Source organism: Paenibacillus sp. AGC31 (assembly GCF_057334655.1).
On record NZ_JBHFJH010000030.1, the window covers coordinates 23,340 to 42,482 of the forward strand.

14 protein-coding genes and 1 pseudogene are annotated in these 19,143 nt (G+C 45.1%); 11 read left to right on the forward strand and 4 right to left on the reverse strand.

Annotated features, from left to right (window positions below; translation table 11 throughout):
• Nucleotides 1-250 precede the first annotated feature (250 nt).
• Nucleotides 251-607: a DUF3221 domain-containing protein gene (locus tag ACE04G_RS17360; RefSeq protein ID WP_221821303.1), complete on the reverse strand. Its 357-nt coding sequence runs from the start codon at nt 605-607 to the stop codon at nt 251-253.
• A gap of 176 nt (nt 608-783) precedes the next feature.
• Between ACE04G_RS17360 and ACE04G_RS17365 the strand changes: the two genes are divergently transcribed.
• On the forward strand, nt 784-1,083 hold the full coding sequence (locus tag ACE04G_RS17365; RefSeq protein ID WP_221821304.1) for an immunity 53 family protein: 300 nt from the start codon (nt 784-786) through the stop codon (nt 1,081-1,083).
• An 80-nt stretch (nt 1,084-1,163) separates the two neighbouring features.
• Entirely contained in the window at nt 1,164-1,898 is a 735-nt protein-coding gene (locus ACE04G_RS17370) for a hypothetical protein (RefSeq protein ID WP_221821305.1), read from the forward strand.
• Nucleotides 1,899-2,008: 110 nt separating this feature from the next.
• Here ACE04G_RS17370 and ACE04G_RS17375 read toward each other — a convergent pair.
• Nucleotides 2,009-2,152, reverse strand: a pseudogene (locus ACE04G_RS17375) (L-serine ammonia-lyase, iron-sulfur-dependent, subunit alpha); the annotation flags it as partial.
• Between the two features lie 35 nt (nt 2,153-2,187).
• Between ACE04G_RS17375 and ACE04G_RS17380 the strand changes: the two are divergent.
• Nucleotides 2,188-2,628, forward strand: coding sequence for a hypothetical protein (locus ACE04G_RS17380; RefSeq protein WP_405132493.1), 441 nt, complete (start codon nt 2,188-2,190; stop codon nt 2,626-2,628).
• The gene (locus ACE04G_RS17385) at nt 2,549-2,803 is read left to right on the forward strand and encodes a helix-turn-helix domain-containing protein (RefSeq protein WP_405132438.1); all 255 of its coding nucleotides are present in this window, start codon (nt 2,549-2,551) and stop codon (nt 2,801-2,803) included. The genes ACE04G_RS17380 and ACE04G_RS17385 overlap by 80 nt, the downstream gene beginning before the upstream one ends.
• Here the strand turns inward: ACE04G_RS17385 and ACE04G_RS17390 are convergent.
• Nucleotides 2,748-3,362 carry a TetR/AcrR family transcriptional regulator gene (locus ACE04G_RS17390; RefSeq protein ID WP_449004733.1) on the reverse strand — a complete coding sequence of 205 codons (615 nt, stop codon included), beginning with the start codon at nt 3,360-3,362 and terminating at the stop codon, nt 2,748-2,750. The genes ACE04G_RS17385 and ACE04G_RS17390 overlap by 56 nt on opposite strands.
• A 176-nt stretch (nt 3,363-3,538) precedes the next feature.
• Here ACE04G_RS17390 and ACE04G_RS17395 point away from each other — a divergent pair, with 176 nt between their 5' ends.
• Nucleotides 3,539-4,276 (forward strand): SDR family NAD(P)-dependent oxidoreductase, encoded by a 738-nt coding sequence (locus tag ACE04G_RS17395; RefSeq protein ID WP_074095227.1) that lies wholly within the window; start codon nt 3,539-3,541, stop codon nt 4,274-4,276.
• Nucleotides 4,277-4,404: 128 nt separating this feature from the next.
• On the opposite strand, the gene ACE04G_RS17400 is transcribed toward ACE04G_RS17395, so the two are convergent.
• Entirely contained in the window at nt 4,405-5,277 is an 873-nt protein-coding gene (locus ACE04G_RS17400) for an AraC family transcriptional regulator (RefSeq protein ID WP_449004732.1), read from the reverse strand.
• 208 nt (nt 5,278-5,485) lie between these two features.
• Between ACE04G_RS17400 and ACE04G_RS17405 the strand changes: the two genes are divergently transcribed.
• From ACE04G_RS17405 to ACE04G_RS17430, 6 genes are all read left to right on the forward strand, one after another.
• Nucleotides 5,486-11,869, forward strand: coding sequence for a rhamnogalacturonan lyase family protein (locus tag ACE04G_RS17405; protein ID WP_449004731.1), 6,384 nt, complete (start codon nt 5,486-5,488; stop codon nt 11,867-11,869).
• A gap of 276 nt (nt 11,870-12,145) precedes the next feature.
• Entirely contained in the window at nt 12,146-13,861 is a 1,716-nt protein-coding gene (locus tag ACE04G_RS17410) for a sensor histidine kinase (protein WP_449004730.1), read from the forward strand.
• Nucleotides 13,854-15,260 carry a response regulator transcription factor gene (locus tag ACE04G_RS17415; RefSeq protein WP_449004729.1) on the forward strand — a complete coding sequence of 469 codons (1,407 nt, stop codon included), beginning with the start codon at nt 13,854-13,856 and terminating at the stop codon, nt 15,258-15,260. Before ACE04G_RS17410 ends, ACE04G_RS17415 begins: the two co-directional genes overlap by 8 nt.
• Before the next feature lie 252 nt (nt 15,261-15,512).
• Nucleotides 15,513-17,249, forward strand: coding sequence for a type 2 periplasmic-binding domain-containing protein (locus tag ACE04G_RS17420; RefSeq protein ID WP_449004728.1), 1,737 nt, complete (start codon nt 15,513-15,515; stop codon nt 17,247-17,249).
• Nucleotides 17,250-17,310: 61 nt separating this feature from the next.
• Nucleotides 17,311-18,225: an ABC transporter permease gene (locus ACE04G_RS17425; protein WP_076253174.1), complete on the forward strand. Its 915-nt coding sequence runs from the start codon at nt 17,311-17,313 to the stop codon at nt 18,223-18,225.
• 13 nt (nt 18,226-18,238) lie between these two features.
• Nucleotides 18,239-19,132: a carbohydrate ABC transporter permease gene (locus ACE04G_RS17430; protein ID WP_339176742.1), complete on the forward strand. Its 894-nt coding sequence runs from the start codon at nt 18,239-18,241 to the stop codon at nt 19,130-19,132.
• Nucleotides 19,133-19,143: the final 11 nt, after the last annotated feature.

Here is a 19,143-nt window from a genome sequence, read left to right on the forward strand (position 1 = left end):
GGGGACAATCCAAAGAGGACCAAATCACATATTTATCCATGTGAAATTAAAAATCATCAGCGGATTTTAATTTTATAAAGGCACATCTTCCATAAATCAGTTGATATGGTTGGGACAATGATGGAAATAGAGGCCCGTCGGATTTAACCGCGCGAGATTTAACTCCGAACTTTTGAACCCAAAATGATAAAAAGTCCTTACGTTCACTTGAAACGTTAAGGACTTTTTATCGTTTGGCAATAGAAAAATCTCAGCCTATTTTTTCAATACTCACAACCGTTCTAATGGGTGGCGAGGGTTCTAGTTGGTCAAAGCCAGTAGTAATTCTTACTCTTTGCCCTACCTCAATTGTTTCATATGTTTCTCTATTGACCGAATAATACGAACCTTCCTGGTCTTGTGCTAGTTTTATAAAATCCTCAAGATTTCCATTCTCCAGATCTTCCTTACTTATATTTTGTAGTACAAGAAATTTATACTTGTCATTTTCATCTGTTTTAAATACTACAGTGCCCTCGAAAACTGGATAATTCTCTTTCTCATCCTTGTTAGAACAGCCCGCAAGTATAGTCATACTAATGAAGATAAACAATATTATTTTTTTCATAATAACCTCCTTGATTTGAAATAAAGTTTTCCCCTTGCTTTTAAGTATACCCTACATAAAAAAAGCAAATTATTACTAAAAGGTAATTCATACGAGAAAAGTATGAAACATCGCTTGAGGATTCCTTTAAATAATAAGTTCCTAGAGTCGAAAAAACAAAAAAAGAGGTCACGACGATGGATAGCCTAAAATGGATTCAAAGCTGGTATTATGAAAATTGTGACGGCGATTGGGAGCATTCATACGGTGTGCGAATTGATACGGTGGATAATCCTGGTTGGTCTGTCGAAATCGATTTGTCGGATACATATTTAGAAGATGTGCCATTTGATTCGATTGAAGAAGAGAGAAATGAACAAGATTGGTTCTACTGTATCGTGAGAGATGGAGTGTTTCACAGTGCAGGGGGAGCAAAAAATTTAGAAGAGATGCTTAATTGCTTCAAAAATTGGGCTTCGAATTTGGATAGAAATTAATGATGAACTGACTGAGGATGAGGCCTTGATTGGCTAAATGCCTTTTAGTTTTTTTATTTATAAACCATGGAGAGGATCAGATGATGTATCTAAAAGAATTCAATTTAGATTTACCGTATATTGTAGATGATGAAAATATTGAATCTATAATGAAAGAGCAAAATTGCGATCGCAACGAAGCTACAAAATTAGATTATGCGTTGAATTGGAAATGGAAAAGACGCTCTTTTAGCTTGGAAACTCGCTGTATTACAGCGATGTATGAACGTCTGTTGGGGAAATACAAAACGAAAGATTGTTGGAAAGTCCTAATAGAATGTGTAGAAAACATTACGGATGAACGGATTGTTAACGATTCTGGTGTGTGTTCGGTACCGATCCAATTTAGTTTGAATGATTTTAGTGCAAAAAATGAACTGGAGAAAAAAAAGACTACGCTTCGACTGCTAATGGAAGGCATAGAGAAACTTGCTCTACGTAATAATTGGGAGATTGATCCATTTAGGGAGATAGCTTTGCAAATCGAGGAGTTAGATTATGTAAATGAATGGACTTGGAAAAAGGATGTGAAGAGCCCTAATAAAAAGTACAATGCTAGAGTCATATGTCATCATAATGTAGATAGCATGGATATATTCCTATCTATTTTACAACGTGATGGTACGGAAGTACTTGTAGAGAAGGTCATATCAGAACAACCAGATGAATTTGCCTATGCTGAACATCTAGGTGAACTTACATGGGTATCTGATTTTGAAGTTGCTTTAATTAATAAAACAGGTACTGAAAGGCACTCTGTAACCCTGAAATATTAATTATTTGGCCGCTAAAAAACATTGTCCAGCTGGTGTCATGGTAACTTTTATTATTAGGCATGCTTTTATCTTGAGGTTGGATTCCTCTCGTATAAATGACATGCCCGTTTTTATTTATGCTGTAAATTCCTTGTGATTTTGCGTCCTGTTGGTGTCTGGGCGAGGCCGCCGGCTGCTGTTTCGCGAAGAGATTCAGACATGGCTGATCCAACCTCCATCATGACCTGCACTACCTCATCCGAAGGGATGACGGCTGCATACGGTTATCCCTTATGAGTGCTTAGGTGGGTTGTGGAGGTATGACCCTGCGATCGAAGCGTTAATGGTCAAGGCAAGAGTATCCATGACCTTTGTGGATTTTACAGAGGATTATTGGCAGAAGTCTGGGGAGATCGGAATCGTTCCTTCAACCTCCATCGTGGTGGGACTGCTGGAATTTGCGGAGTGGACGGGATACCAGGAAGCGGACAAGGCGCTTGCATACCAGAAGACAAGAAGAGAACAGGGGACGATCCGATATACGGATATCGGTGTTAACTGGTTGTTTATCCGGCAAACGGCTGAGGATTTGAATGCGTTTATGGCAGAAGTATTCACTTCGGCCTGCCAAAGGGCAGACCGGTGGGATAGAAGAAACACTGATGACGTATATGGCGTGTGGAGGTTATGCGGTCCAAGCTGCGGCAGCACTTCATATTCATATCAATACTTTGTATCAGCGTATTCATAAAATCGAAGAGATTCTGGGCATGTCCCTGAGTGATCAGGAGCATCTGCTCCACCGCAACAGGCCTGTTATCTCAAGCAGACATCTCGTTCATCGTGATGTTCAAATCAACTTACTCGAAATCACGCCTCAAACCTGTCACCCACATAATGAAAAGAGTGAATATGCGTTTTGGTGAGTTCAATCACGTTTTTGATAAATGCCTCGCGTGATTCATGATATCCGCTTAATATCCAATTGTTCAACAGTCCAAAAAAACCGTAGGCGGTATAGTACTTGAAATAATCCATGTTCACTGGGGAGTTGTTGATCGTCTCAAAGACAAATTGCTCCTGATAGATTTTGAGTATGGTTTGTGGAAAGCCTGTATGTAGACCGGGTAACGTATCATCGTATTGAATCAGTTCGAAGAAGTCACGGTGCTCGTAGATATAATCCACGATTTGAAAAGATTCGGCATCCAGCTTGTTGGTTGAGACCTTTTGACCGTGCCAATAGGGTTTGCCTACTGCGCCCCTCAATCCTTCGAGTGTCATAGTCAACAACTCTTCGGCGAGAATATATTTATCCTGGTAGTGTAAATAAAACGTGCTGCGATTATAACCCGCCTGATCAACGATGTCTTTGACAGAAACACCATGGAATCCTTTTTTCTTAATGAGCTGAATCAGAGCAGCTTTTAGGTGCTCCTTGGTTCGATTACGATGTTGAGATGTCACAGTAAGTTCATTATTCATTCAAAAAAACTCCTATAAATATAGACATAGTTTTATAAAGTGTCTACGAGGTAGACACTTGGTCACATCTTAATGATTGGATTGTTACAATTTTAAGCATAGAATTAGTTTTGTAAACATCATATAGCACTATTTATATAGGCGCTATTCAAAATATTATACTGGGGGATTTATTCATGGGCAAACTTCAAGATAAAGTTGCAGTCATCACAGGAGGAGCATCCGGAATTGGTGCAGCGACAGCTCGCTTATTCGTTTCCGAAGGAGCTAAAGTGGTCTTGGTGGATCTAAATGAAGAAAAAGGCAAGGCGTTTGAGCAGGAACTGAAAGCGCTTAAAGCAGAGGCTCTCTTTATTAAAGCAAACATAACAAGTGAAGAAGAGGTTTCTGAGATTTTCAAACAAACCGTAGAAACATTTGGTCAAGTGGATATCGTATTCAACAATGCGGGAATCGGGCGTGTTCATCCGACGCATGAGCTTGATTATGCCGAATGGCGCAATACAGTCAATGTTGATCTGGACGGCGTATTCTTGGTTGCACGTGAATCGATCCGCGAAATGCTCAAAATTGGTGGAGGTACAATCGTCAACACGGCGTCCATGTACGGATGGGTTGGTTCACCAGGTTCAGCTGCCTACAATGCAGCTAAAGGCGGCGTTGTAAACCTGACTCGTTCGCTCGCGCTGGAGTATGCTGAGCAGAATATTCGGGTGAACTCCCTTTGCCCTGGCTTCATCGATACACCGATTATCCCGGAAGAGAGCAAACAAGCACTTTCTGCGGCAACACCAATGAAACGTCTGGGTCAAGCAGAAGAGATGGCGAAAGCCGTTCTGTTCCTAGCTAGTGACGATTCTTCATATATGACAGGAAATAGCCTGATCATAGATGGAGGATACACCGCTCAATAAGTGCAGCAATTATCGAAGCACACAATGAACATAGTTCCATTAAAAGTCGCTATTTCAGCGGCTTTTTTTATTGTATTGGTATAAGAGCTGTTCCCAAGCCAAGGACAACTGGCAAACAGCGAGTTTAGCTACTCATAATAGATGGCCTCATAAGGAAACTCTAACTTATTCAAGCGATATTCTTTGGGCGACATGGACATATATTGACGGAAGACTTTGCCGAAATAGCTGGGACTCTCAAACCCGCATTGTTGACCAATTTGAGAAATCGGAAGTTCCGTTGTGCGGAGTAGTCGGATTGCAACCTCAATGCGTCTGTCTTTAAGATAGGCTAGCGGTGATGTTTTCTCGGATTTCTGAAACAATCTGCACAAGTAGTGTTTATTGATATCGCAATGGCTGGCTAGAAGATCCAACGTTAATGGAGATGCATAATTCTCTCGGATGAACTTTTTGCATTTCTCAATCGTTGTTATGGATAGGGCACCGATATCCTTCTCCGCATCCCGACTCGTCTGTACCAGGATAAGCAACCACCGATAGACTTGCATGGACAAGCGATACTTGTCCGTAACTTTCTCTTGATGAATCAAATGGATAATTTGCCATAACTCTTGAATCAAGGGAGAGTCCGCGTTTCGTCGAATGACATGTCCCTCATTATCATGCATCATATCCCAGATTCGGTTAGCTTCATCCCCACGAATGTTGATCCATATAAATTCCCATGGTTCGTTGTTCTCTTGTTTATAGTAATAGCAATGTTCTCCTGCAATTTTGACAAGTAGGGCATGTCCCTTCGGTAAAGGGAGCGTTTGATTGTCAATATCCAGATAACCCTGGCCATTAAGCGTGTATTGAAAAACGACGTGCCCCGGGTCCGGTCTACCATCACTTGGACAACGATATTCCTCGCTAGAAACGATCTGCCATCCAATAGAGTCCAGTGTCATGATTGATGTATCGTCATTACGAAAAGCATAAGAAACCGTATGAACCATCGTTTCATCTCCTTCCTAAAAAAGTCAATTATCTTATATAATACGTCACATTTTTTAGATTGTCTGTCTTTTTTTAGACCTGTAAGATAAATGTAAGCGGTAACATATAAAGGAGGTGGCTATAAATTGCGTTCAAATGACAACAATCTGGGCAGGGTCGAACTGATGATTCTAAAAATGAATTTTTAGATAAGGGGGAGTTAATCGAATGATCCGAAGAACTGTTTCCATCCAGAAATCGATGTTTGTCTCTTTTTTAGCACTCCTTATGGTTATTTCACTGGCTGTTCCTCCGGCGCCGATACGTGCAGAGTCATCAAGCAGCCTGCCGGGTCGCCAAGGAGAGTATCTTAACCGGGGGTTGGTTGCGGTTCTTGTAGACAACGGCGTTTTTATAAGCTGGAGGTATTTAAACAACGATCCAGATGATATCGCTTTCAATATATATAAAAATGGAACCAAAGTGAACACATCACCCATAAGCGATGTGACAAACTACGTGGACACCACTGGTTTCGACAGCTCGCAATATCAGATCTCCACCGTTATTGCAGGCAAAGAGCAAATGCAACCAGAGGTTGTATCGGTCTGGCATAACGATTATCTGCCTATTCCGCTCGATAAACCGGCCGATGGTCGGACTAAGGATGGCGGAACGTACTCCTATTATGCAGGAGATGCTTCCGTAGCTGACTTGGACGGGGATGGCGAGTATGAAATTGTCTTCCTGTGGAGTCCAAGCAATTCCAAGGACAATTCGCAGGCCGGTTATACGGGGAATGTCTATATTGATGCCATCAAGCTGGATGGCACAAAGCTATGGAGGATTGACCTGGGAGTCAACATCCGCGCCGGAGCGCATTATACGCAGTTAATGGTGTATGACCTCGATGGCAATGGAAAGGCTGAGGTTGTTGTCAAGACGGCGGACGGCACAAAGGACGGCCAAGGCACGGTCATTGGTGACGGCACGAAGGATTATCGCAACGACGGCGGATACATACTTTCAGGTCCAGAATATCTCACGCTGTTTAACGGTGAGACTGGCGCGGCTCTATCCACCGTGAATTATGATCCGCCAAGAGGCAACGTCAGTGATTGGGGTGACGGCTATGGCAACCGTGTAGACCGTTTCCTTGGCGGCATCGCTTATCTGGACGGTACGAAGCCAAGTGTCGTGATGAGCCGGGGTTATTATACCCGCACAGTGCTTGTTGCTTATGATTATGTTGGCGGGGAACTCGTCAAGCGCTGGACGTTCGACACGAATGAAGCAGGATCACAATATCAATCACAGGGCAACCACAATCTAAGTGTGCTGGATGTTGACAAGGACGGCAAGGACGAAATTATGTTTGGCGCCTTGGCCATTGACGATGACGGCAGCTTGATGTACAGCACCGGACTCGGGCACGGTGACGCCATGCACGCCGGCCAGCTCGATCCGAACCGGGAGGGCTATCAGGTCGTAAGTGTGCACGAGCATTCCGATGCGGCATACGGGCTGGAGATGCGCGATGCGGCAACAGGTGAAATCCTCTGGGGTGAGAAAACAGGTTTTGACACCGGCCGCGGGATGTCGGCGGACATTGATCCGAACTATCCGGGTTACGAATCATGGGCCACGACCGTTACCAATGGGCAAAGTGTACCTGTAACCAATACCTATTCAGCAGCCGGAGAGGCTATCTACACTGTGGACGAAGGGCCCAAAACCGCCAATTTCGCCATCTGGTGGGATGGAGATCTTCAGCGGGAGCTGTTGGACCATGAGTGGGATAATAGCACAGCCAAAGGAATTCCGCTCATCTACAAGTGGGATTACCAAAACAAAAAGCTGAATGAAATCTTCCGGGCAACCGGTACATTAACGAACAACCATACCAAAGGCAATCCGGCACTCCAGGCGGACATTCTGGGCGACTGGCGTGAGGAGCTTCTGCTGCGGAGCGAAGATAGTTCGGAGTATCGTCTCTACACAACGACCATTCCTTCAGACTACCGCATCCCTACGCTGATGCAGGACCCTGTGTATCGACTTGGCGTAGCCTGGCAAAATGTATCCTACAACCAGCCGCCTCATACCGGCTTTTATCTTGGAGCGGAAGCTACAGCATTCCCTAAAGCCGATCTGGCGCTGACTCGCGAAGCTGAAATGCTGGAGCCGGTCTACCGCTTTAATTTCGGTACAGAGACTGCGTCGGGAAGTACAAACATACAGGATACGCTCTACACACAAGATCCGGGATACGGCTTCAAGGATACAAGTGGTGTTACGGTAGGGGCAAACCAGGTTTCGGTCGCGGCAGGCACGACATTTGCCGTTGATCTGCCCAATGCGAACTATAAGGTGACGCTGCGATTGGGCAATGATGCAAATGACTCGAACGTTGGAGTCAAATCTGAATTCGTTCAGAAGCTCGCCGTAACCAATGTGACAGCAGGAGCACCGCTGGAGTATTCCTATGATGTTGCATTAGTGGATGGACAGCTCGATCTTCTCTTCACAGGGACAGCCATAGACATTCAAGATGTCATCATCGAGAAGTATCCAGAGAAAGCGGCTGGTGCGGCAACAACGATCTATATGGCTGGTGATTCAACCATGCAATCGTACAGTGAAGCGCAGGCTCCTCAAGAAGGATGGGGCCAGCAGTTCGGACGTTATTTCTCCAATGGGGCAGTCGTCGTGAACGATGCGATCGGCGGTCGAAGCAGCAAATCGTTTATGGTAGATGGTCGTCTGGATACCATCCTGCAGCGAATTAAGCCGGGAGACTTCTTCTTCATTTCCTTTGGTCATAACGACGCGAGTGCAGGAATACCGGACCGGTATGCATCCCCTGAGGATTATAAGATCTACTTAGCTCGTTATGTAAACGGTGCCAAACAGCGCGGCGCTACACCGGTATTGCTCACTCCGGTTGGACGCAGAGATTTCAACACGGTGACTCAAGAATTCAACGTCAGCTTCCCGGCATACGTTCAGGCTGCCAAAGAAGTGGCGGAGGAGCAGGACGTGCCGCTGATTGATCTCAGCAAGTTGAGTATTGCGTACTACGACAAAATTGGTAATACAGCTACGGAGAAAGTGTTCCTCTATGCTAATCCGGGTGAATATCCGAAATACCCGAATGGGATCAACGATAATACGCATTTCAGCAGCTATGGTGCACAGAAAATTGCCGGACTCGTTGCTGGTGCGGTCAAAGACATGGAGCTGAACATTTCGCCGCTGGTCATCGACCCGGATATTTCCGAACCCGAGCCAGAGCCGGAAATCCAACTATATGAGGAGGATTTTGAAGGCGACGCTGCCGGTTACCAGTATGCGATGGTCAATGCCACGGGTATTGGAGGAACCATGACGGGGACCGTTGTTGAACAGTCCGGAAATAAGGTCCTGTCCGTCGCGGGGTCAGGTTCAGGCAATCGGGCCAAAGTATTCCGTCTGTTTGATGCCGTAAACGGCGATCAGGTGAACGTGAACTTTGACTGGCAATCCGGTAATGTGAGTGCCTATCCATCAGAAGGTCATCTCACGATTCAGGATTCTAACGAAAATGCCCTGTTCACGCTGTATACCAAAACCGGAAGCACCAAAATTCATTATTTTGTCGGTGCATATAATCCGGACTATGGCACAGGGGATACAGCCATACCAGAAGGGGGAACGGCTACAGATATTACCAAGAACCAGTGGGTCAATGTGGATGCAACCGTTAATTTTGCCGAGAAAACACTGGATCTGACATTAACGAATCTGGCCGATCCGACAGTTACACAAACGATTGCTGATATCTCGCTGAGTTCCAGCGCATATGCGGACAACGTCAGATCCATGCGATTCCTGGGAACGAGAAAAGGTGGTGGAGGCACGTTGAACTGGACTACCCAGATCGACAACGTGCGAATTGAAGGCACTCAGCTCACTTCGGAGGGCGGCGATCAGACAGCCTTAATCGCCCTGTACGATGAGATCAAAGCACTGAATCTGTCGGATTATACAGATGCATCGAAGGCCGTAGTGAATCGGGCTTTGGCAGCTGCGGAAGCTATATTCAATACGGAAGCCACGCAGGCTCAAGTTGACCATGCGTTTAACATGTTAACTGTTGCGAAGGAGTCATTAACAAGTGAACCGAGCGAAGAGATAAGCGATTACAAATTTGACTTTGGTTCTGGCAGCGCAGCCGATGGATACATCAAGGTAGGTGCGAAAAGAGCTTACATTGAAGGCAACGGGTACGGTTTTGCCGATACAGCGCTGACCAAAGATGAGAACCGGGAAACCGGAGACTCTCTCAAAGAGGATTTCACACGAGTAAACGGTACCTCTTTCCTGGTGGAAATGGAGCCGGCGAATTACCGGGTAACAATGACCATCGGGGATGCAGGGGAATTGACCAGCGCAAATGTCGTTGCAGAGCAGATGACAAAGCTGCCGCTTACAAGCATTGCCAAGGGCGAATTCAAAGAAATCACGTATGACATTGCCCTGATCGATGGGGTCTTTAACTTCAACTTCACCGGAAATGCACCAAAGATCAATGCGTTGAAGCTGGAGCGTCTGCCAGATCACAGTGCAAGCGATAAACCTGTTATTTATTTGGCCAGCGATTCCACTGTAGCCAATTACGCGGAAAACTATCGTCCGCAAGCGGGCTGGGGAGAAACGTTGGGTGGATATTTTGATCCGAATGAAGTCAGTATTGATAACCGGGCAGTTGGAGGTTTGAGCAGCAAAACCTTCCTTGTCGGTGGATATCTCAACGATATTTTACTCGACATTCAAGAAGGCGATTATCTGTTCATGCAGTGGTCTCATAATGATTCCACGCCGTCCCGTCCAGAGCGTTATCTTACACCAGAGCAGTTTAAGGTATATCTGAAAGAATACATTAACGGTGCTCTGCAGAGAGGGGCGATTCCAGTTCTGGTCACGCCAGTGAACCGCCGTGACTTTACCGGAGAAGTGCTGAACAAAAGCTTCCCGGAATACGTACAGGCGATGAAAGAAACGGCGCAGGAAACGGAGACGCTCATCATTGATCTGAACCAAGCCAGTTGGGAGCATTTCCAGGAGCTTGGCACAGAAGGAACCAAATCGATATTCATGTGGGTAGGCTCAACCGAGGACAATACACATTTGCAAATGAACGGTGCAATCAAGGTATCTGAACTCGTGGCACGCCTTGTGAAGGAATTGAATATTCCGCTATCAGATTTGGTTACGTTGGAAGGGGAAACTCCGGAGCAGGAAGCGCCGCATACTACGGCAACTGTGGAAGGAGAATTGCAGAACGGCTGGTATACTTCTCCGGCACAAGTAACCTTTACAGCAAGCGATGAAGATTCCGAAATCGAAGGGACCTATTATCAAATCAATGGTGGTGAAACGGTGAGTGGCACACAGTTGACCCTAACTGAAGAAGGTACACATACCATCACCTACTGGAGTGTCGATGTTGACGGTAACAAAGAGAGTGAACAGTCTTTGTCCATATCCATTGATCTCGTACCTCCAACCATTGAAATTCATGGTCAAACCGAGTACACCATTGATCAGCATGTGGAAATTGGATATACAGCTTCCGATTCGGTATCCGGTGTGGAAGCACCGGAGGGTGTGCTTCTCGACACTTATGCGTATACATTGGAACCCGGTCTGAACCAGGTTACGGCAACGGTCTCCGATTTGGCTGGCTGGGAACAGACGGTAGAATATCGTTTTGGCGTTATTGCTACATTCGACAGCCTGATTAATCTGACCAACGCCTTTGCTGATGAATCGATCGATCCTAGTGCTGGTGTTCTAGCTAATCAACTCACAAACACGTTACAGCAGGCCAAACAGGCAGCAAACGATCATGAAGGAGCAAAAGCGCGTCAATTGCTTGCATCCTACGGTAATGACGTTCAAGCAGCTAGAGGCACCGTATTTACGGATGAGCAGGCAAGTGTTCTGATTAAGTGGGAGGAATGGCTCCATCAGACAACGCCACTTGCAAACGGTGCCCCTGGCACTCCGGTGTTATCTGATAATAATGGTTACGATACGGGGCTCAAAGACGGAGACTATACAATCACGATGAATCTGTGGTGGGGGAATAACGGCAATCAGTTCAAGCTGTATGAGAATGGTGAATTGATTAAGGATATTTCTCTGGTCGATCAATCCCCATCCGCCCAGTCTGTTCAAGTGGATATTACTGGACAGAAAAATGGCACCTATATCTATACTGGAGAATTGATCAATGCACTGGGTTCAACCATGAGTGTTCCACTGACAGTCATCGTCACAGATGCTTCCCCAGGGCAAGCGGTTCTGTCGAATGACAACTGGGACGGTGATGGCAACTATAATGTCACCATGAATCTGTGGTGGGGAATAAACGCAACCGAATATGAACTTCACGAAAATGGTGTATTGATCGACACACAATCGCTTCAATCCAATACGCCTAGTGCACAGTCTGCAGTTACCGCAATCTCTGGAAGGGCACCTGGAATCTACGAGTATGAAGCGGTACTTCGCAATCCCTCAGGGGAAACCAGATCACACAAATTAAATGTAACGGTACGTGAGTAGACTGAGATGTTTGAGTATTCCATTAACAAGAAGTGATTACAACTGAATTAAGATCCGCATATAAAAAGTGCTATTCCTCATCATCTTGAGGAGTAGCACTTTTTATATGCGCTCCGTATGAAAGCGTTTGACTTATTTGAATATCAATCTATAATGATGAAAGGAAATTGGACTTGGACAGGATACAGACAGCGTGTCCGCTTGAATGTATATTCAGAGCAAGCTTCCATACATAGGAAGCTTGCTGTTTTATTTTCAGAAGGAGAATAGGTCCCCATGACACTTAAAAAAAGAATATTTTTACTGTTCTTTCTCAGTGCGTTTATCCCCTTTATCAGTATATTTGCGATTTCTTATTATACGATCGACTCCATTTTCGCAAATAAGATCGATGATGGCATCCGTAGCAATTTACAGCAGGTGACATCCTCATTGGAGAACTCCATCACCAATCTGAATCACGTTACGCAGCAATTATCTTACAGGGGTACTTTAGGCAAAAGAATGGATGAATTCTTGAATCCGTCCTCCGATATCTTCGAACTGATTGAAGCTAGGGACGAATTAAAGAACGAGTTAAGTGTTGTCACCTTCACCAATCCTAATATCGGATTGACCCTGTATTACTTTCAAAAAGAAGGTACTACGCAGTTCGGCAACTTTCCAATCAAGGATCGTTTCTCTCCTGAGTCTCTGCCTGTGCTCTTCCAAACCTATGGCATTAAGTACTATGGCCCCCATACGAGTATGAACCGATTCGATGATCAACTCGTTCTGTCTGCTATGCGAAAAGTACAACTATCCGAGAGGAACGACGTGTTCATTTACGTAGAATCAGGCTTTCGCCTCACACAGGATATCTTGGGCTACAATCAATACAACGGCGCATTATCTCATCTCATCCTGGATGGTGAAGGCAACATTGTGTACAGCGAAATACCGGAAGCCATGAAGGTAGGGGAGAATTTCACCAGCTTAACGGCAGAACCTGCCAAGGACGGAATATCCCGCGGGTATCACTGGTTCAAGGAGGATTCCTCACAGAAATGGAGTGTCGTATCGGTCATTTCACAGTCTCAATATCAACAGGAGAAAAACCAGTGGTTGCTTCAAATTTTGCTGGTCGCTTTATTTTTCCTCGGCTTTACCGTGTTTCTTGCTTGGCTCCTGTGGAAGATGGTCTACAAACCTCTCGGTCTGTTCCATTCGGAGATCAATGGAATGTCCAAGAATCCACAAACAAAAGGGAGCCGAGCTCGCACTCAGATTCCCGAATTTGATTTTCTGTTGGGTGAATTTTCGAATATGCAGCATCAGATTGGTGACCTCTTCAAGGAAGTTCAGCAGAAAGAGAAGATACGTGCAGACCTGGAAGTGGAAAAACTGCTTTATCAGATTAATCCGCACTTTCTGATGAATACGCTGGATACGGTGCACTGGCTGGCGGTCATGAACGGACAAGGGGAGATCGACAAGCTGGTGCAGTCATTGAACAAGCTGCTCTATTACAATCTAGGCAAATTAGGGCAAGTATCCACCATGGAAGAGGAGATCGATGCGTTAAGACAGTATCTGATTTTGCAGCAAATTCGCTATGACTTTGAATTTGACGTCCGTATTACTGCAGATGAAAAAGTGCTTCAGATTCCTGTGCCCCGCTTTATTCTGCAACCGCTGGTTGAAAATTCGTTATATCATGGATTGAGTGACGAAGGTTTTATTCAGATTGAAGTGACATGCACTTCAACGTTGAACATTATGATACAAGATAATGGCGCAGGTATGACGGAGGAAACCATTCATAATCTGCTGAACAATCGTGAAGCTGAACAACAAAAAGTAGGGATGGGCATCGGACTCAATTACGTTCACCGCATGTTGAAAGCACAGTACGGGGACCAAGCGCAACTGGTGATTGAGAGTGAATTGGGAACAGGGACAAACATATTGCTCGTATTGCCTATTAAAGGAGAAGATATCTCGCATGATTAAGGTATTGATTGTAGATGATGATAAGTTGGTACGCAAAGGCATTAGCTCTGCGATGCCATGGAACGAGTTCAACATGGAGGTTGTAGGAGAGGCCAGTAACGGGGCGAAAGCACTGGATTTCCTAAAAACCCAACCGGTCGATCTGATGCTAACGGATCTTGCGATGCCCGTCATGTCAGGGATCGAATTGATGCGAGCTGCGAGGCAGCTCTATCCAGAACTTCATATCGTTGTGTTAACACTACATCAGGATTTCGATTATATCCAGGAAGCACTAAGACTCGGAGCCATCGATTATATAGCCAAAGTCCAGCTGGAGAAAGAGCAATTCGAACATGTTCTGCAACGGATACATTCCCGAATTAGCGGGTTGACAAACACGACAAGAAAGATGCCTTCGCAGGATGAAATCAATGTCCATTATCGAAATGTGTATGCACTTGTTTCACAGGATCGTAAATCAGAGCATAAGTGGCCAATAGAGTTAACTGCGCATGAAGATCTGATAAGGTGGGAGGTTGAGCGTAATAGCTACATGTGGGCTACACCCCCGTCCCTAGAAGATCAACTATTTCATCAATTGAAGGAAGGCCTGCAACAAGTTCCCCATAGTACGTTGTTGGTTTTGTCTGATGTACAAGAGCGAACATGGTCGCAAATCAAAAACTGGATTAGGAATTATACAGAGACGACTTTATTCTATGCGTACAACCCCAATAACCAAGTCATTGCCGTTTCGATGAATGAGGAAGACACAGGTTCAAAAGAACCGCAGGATGAGGACCTTGATCGGATTAAGCAAAGTTGGTTCCAGACACCATGGACCCACCATGAAAGTTACTACAATCAACTCATTGACCAGTTTATATCCTTACGATTACATAAAGGTCAGTTGATGGGATTGCTGTACTCGATCGTGATGGAATGGAACCACCTATTTGCCCAAACTACGCTTGGAAGAATCTCGATGATCCATTCTTTCGAGTCATGGTACGAGGTTGAAGAATGGATCAAACAGACTGCTGCAAGCATTCGAAAGGCTGATGAACAGACTTCATATTCACAGGAAATCATCGATGCAGTGAAAAAAGCAGTGATGATCGTGCAGCATGATTTGGAGCAGGCCTATACAGCTTCAGGTCTCTCCCAACAACTCAACATCAGCCGAAGTTATTTCAGTCAATGTTTCAAAGATCTAATGGGGAAAACCTTTAATGAGTACTCCCGCTTCATCCGGGTAGAGAAATCCAAAGAGTATTTACTCAATACAAACAATACGATTTTTTGGATTGCGGAGCGAGTGGGTTATACGGATGAAAAATATTTCAGCCGGATTTTCCGTGAACTGACAGGTCTTCTGCCAAGCGAATATCGGCAGCTAGGTAGAGGAAATAAATAGCCGACAGTCTTCTGTTTTAGGAGCTGCCGGCTTTTGTTTTTGATCGAAAAGAGGGGTAGATAGACAAATGTTGGTCAGTAGGTAGGGTAAATGATCACAAGTTAACCACACTTCATAATACGGACTGAAAACTGTAGCCATTTCTCTATCCAAACGGACGTGTTATCCCTATCTCGATTAGCCTCCACTTCATTTTATAATGAAAGCGCAAACAAATATATTGAACATCAGAATAAAGGGGAATCGAACTAGATGAGAACAAAATGGTCTATGAAAAGCAACCGGTTGACGAAGCGTCTCGCTGTGCTGTCCATGTCTGCCTTGATGGTTGCAGCCCTAGCGGCATGTGGAGACTCTTCCAATCCTCCTACTGCAGAGGAAGCAGGCAAATATGAGGTAACGCCGGGAGATCCGTTCAGTGCCTATAAAGACGAAATCACAGTAACCATGGGACGAGTAACCACAGCCAACCCAAAACTGCCGGCTGGAGATACCTATGAGAATAATGCGTATACCCGGCTGGTCAAAGACACGTTTAACGCCAAGATTACTGATCAATTTGAAGCCAATGGCGAAGATTATAGCCGTCAAGTTTCACTTGCCATCGCATCCGGGGAATTGCCTGACATGATGCGCGTTGATTCCAAAGATGAACTGAAAGAACTGGTGGATAACGATCTGATTGAGGATCTGACAGCCATTTATGATCAATATGCAACGGATAACATCAAGCAGATGTACGATTCCTATGATGGACGTGCATTAGAAAATGCAACGATTGATGGACGTTTGATGGGACTTCCGGCGACTTCCCTGGATTCCGCACCAACGATGGTTTGGGTCCGTCAAGATTGGCTGGATCTGCTGGGGATTCAACTTGATGCAGATGGAGACGGCGCCATTTCGCTGAATGAGGTGGAGCAAACAGCACTGGAATTCCTGAAAAGAGATCCTGGCCAATCCGGTAACCCGGTAGGTATTCCATTTGTGAACACGATGAATACAACAGATTATAATGGCTCTGCTTATACGATGCTGGGTGTGGCCTCAACCGAGGGAGCCTTCCCGCAATATTGGATGAATGGTGAAGACGGCAAAATCGTGTATGGTTCCACAACAGAAGAAACGAAGAAAATGCTGGGTACCATGGCGGATTGGTTCAAGAATGGTATTATCGACCCGCAATTCGGAACCCGCACGTTTGATGATATTACCGCACTTTACGCCAATGGCCAAAGCGGTATTGCCTTTGGACCGTGGCATATCCCTGACTGGGGACTGATCAGTGCAAAACAGATGGATAAAAATGCGAAATTCTCGGCTTATACGCTGGAAGATGCAGACGGCAAGGTCAACGTGGCGCATGCCAATCCATCCAATCAGTTTATCGTGGTGAGAAAGGGTTATGAACACCCTGAACTGGCCGTTAAGATTGTAAACCTGTTCTACGATAAACTGGCCAATGATAAAGATGCCGCAACAACCATGCCGGAAGCTGCCAAATATCAGGAGACCGGGGTAGACGGATCTACGAGACCTTTTAATATCGAAGTCAACTCGGCTACATCGCTGCTGGATGATTACTCTGATGTTGTTCGAGGAATCAAAGGAGAGATTTCCCTGGATGAGGTTCGCACTACCGAATCGAAGAACAATATCGGAAGCATCAAAACCTATTTGAGCGACATGGATACGGATGATGTGACTGCTTGGTCAAAATATCATTCGCGGATCAACGGAGTGGGACTAATCGACAAACTGACACAAGAAAACAAATTTGTATGGATGACACCTGCTTTCTCTGGCACTACACCAAGCATGAAACAGACGTGGGCCAATCTGACGAAGTTGGAACAGGAATCGTTTATCAAAATCATAACGGGTTCAGAACCGCTCGATTACTTCGATACATTCGTGAGCAACTGGAAAAAACAGGGTGGTGATCAAGTCATTCAGGAAATTGAAGACGAGATCGCATCGAAACAATAATATCCATGAACAGTGGAAGGGCTGCGATACGCAGCCTTTCTTCAACGAAAGGGGTTCATCCATGAAACAGGGGAATTTGAAAGCGCGAGGGCGGCTCGGCCCAGGTGCCATGTACCATATGATGATGATTCCGGGCATTTTGTTTTTGCTTGTATTCAGCTATGTTCCAATGGTCGGTATCATTACAGCGTTTCAGGACTATATACCGGCCAAGGGCATGTTCGGCTCTGAATTTGTAGGCTTGAAGCATTTTATGTATATGTTCAAGCTGCCGGATATCGCGCAGGTCGTCAGCAATACGTTGGTGATTGCGATTGGCAAGATTCTGCTTGGAACGATGATGGCCATCATTTTTTCCGTTTTATTAAATGAAATTCGTATCAAATACGTTAAAAAATCCGTGCAGACGATTGTTTATCTGCCACACTTTCTATCCTGGGTTGTACTGGCATCCGTTGTTGTCAACATGTTCAGTCTGGATGGCATTGTGAATCAAATGTTGGCGTTTTTTGGCCTCGAAAATATTAATTTCCTTGGCAGCAACACCTGGTTCCAGCCACTGATTATCGGTACAGACGTATGGAAAGAGTTTGGTTACAGTTCCATCGTTTATCTGGCTGCGATCACATCGATTGATCCCGGTCTGTATGAAGCGGCAGGAATGGATGGAGCCAGTTGGTGGAGAAAAGTGTGGCATATTACATTGCCAGGCATGCTACCTATTATTCTGCTCATGGGCGTAATGAGTCTGACCAACATTTTGAGCGCCGGTTTCGACCAAGTCTATAATCTGTATAACCCGGTTGTCTACGAGTCAGGCGACATTCTGGATACCTATGTTTATCGGATCGGTCTCGTTGGACGACAGTATAGCTTCGGTACAGCTGTTGGTTTGTTCAAGTCCGTAATCGGCATTGTGTTGCTCTTGTCTGCCAACCAGTTGGCCAAAAAATATACGGATCGAAAAATATTCTAAGGAGGCCAAACCTGTGTCCTATTCTTCAAACTTCAAAGATCGAATTGGCCGGTTTGTCATCTATGCCATCGTCATCATGCTGGCATTGGTCTGCCTTCTTCCGTTATGGAATATCGTCGCCATTTCATTCAGCAGCAGCGAGGCGGTATCCGCGAATGCTGTAGGTCTCGTTCCGGTCAATTTTACAACAGCGGCTTATACCAAAATTATTGATGATGCACAGTTCTGGCGTTCCTTTGGCATATCTGTTCTGCGTGTCGCGCTCACCCTTGTGCTTAACATGATTTTGATTATTTTGATGGCTTATCCGTTATCCAAATCGAAGAGGGATTTCAAAGGCAGAAACATTTATATGAATATCATGATTTTTGCCATGTTGTTCAGCGGAGGCATGATTCCGAGTTACCTGTTGATCAAAAACCTGGACATGCTGAATACGATATGGGCACTGGTTCTGCCAGGCGCTGTCCCCATATTCAGTGTCATCCTTGTGATGAATTTCTTCTCTGCTGTACCTAGAGCGCTTGAAGAAGCAGCATTCATCGATGGAGCAAATCCCATTCAGGTCTTGTTCAAAGTGTATGTGCCTGTGTCCATTCCTGCGCTGGCGACAGTCGCCTTGTTCAGTATCGTGGGTACATGGAATGACTTCTTCAGTGGTTTGATCTATATGACCAAAGTCAGCAATTACCCGCTAATGACCTATATTCAGTCCCTTAATGTGAATATTGCCGATTTGCTTCAAGCCGGCACGAATTCCAGCGAACTCAGCAACCTGACTGAAATTTCGAACAAAAACCTGAACGCAGCCAAAATCGTAGTTGCTGTTATCCCGCTATTACTGATTTATCCCTTGCTGCAAAAATACTTTGTGACTGGCATTGTTGTAGGATCGGTCAAAGAATAACATTAGAAAGG

What these genes read in the sequence shown, in the direction of transcription:
- ACE04G_RS17390 (WP_449004733.1), bottom strand. Translation starts at nt 3,362, where the DNA reads ATGAATAATGAACTTACTGTGACATCTCAACATCGTAATCGAACCAAG.
- ACE04G_RS17370 (WP_221821305.1), top strand. Translation starts at nt 1,164, where the DNA reads ATGATGTATCTAAAAGAATTCAATTTAGATTTACCGTATATTGTAGAT.
- ACE04G_RS17410 (WP_449004730.1), top strand. Translation starts at nt 12,146, where the DNA reads ATGACACTTAAAAAAAGAATATTTTTACTGTTCTTTCTCAGTGCGTTT.
- ACE04G_RS17425 (WP_076253174.1), top strand. Translation starts at nt 17,311, where the DNA reads ATGAAACAGGGGAATTTGAAAGCGCGAGGGCGGCTCGGCCCAGGTGCC.
- ACE04G_RS17395 (WP_074095227.1), top strand. Translation starts at nt 3,539, where the DNA reads ATGGGCAAACTTCAAGATAAAGTTGCAGTCATCACAGGAGGAGCATCC.
- ACE04G_RS17385 (WP_405132438.1), top strand. Translation starts at nt 2,549, where the DNA reads ATGGCGTGTGGAGGTTATGCGGTCCAAGCTGCGGCAGCACTTCATATT.
- ACE04G_RS17365 (WP_221821304.1), top strand. Translation starts at nt 784, where the DNA reads ATGGATAGCCTAAAATGGATTCAAAGCTGGTATTATGAAAATTGTGAC.
- ACE04G_RS17360 (WP_221821303.1), bottom strand. Translation starts at nt 607, where the DNA reads ATGAAAAAAATAATATTGTTTATCTTCATTAGTATGACTATACTTGCG.
- ACE04G_RS17415 (WP_449004729.1), top strand. Translation starts at nt 13,854, where the DNA reads ATGATTAAGGTATTGATTGTAGATGATGATAAGTTGGTACGCAAAGGC.
- ACE04G_RS17405 (WP_449004731.1), top strand. Translation starts at nt 5,486, where the DNA reads ATGATCCGAAGAACTGTTTCCATCCAGAAATCGATGTTTGTCTCTTTT.
- ACE04G_RS17420 (WP_449004728.1), top strand. Translation starts at nt 15,513, where the DNA reads ATGAGAACAAAATGGTCTATGAAAAGCAACCGGTTGACGAAGCGTCTC.
- ACE04G_RS17400 (WP_449004732.1), bottom strand. Translation starts at nt 5,277, where the DNA reads ATGGTTCATACGGTTTCTTATGCTTTTCGTAATGACGATACATCAATC.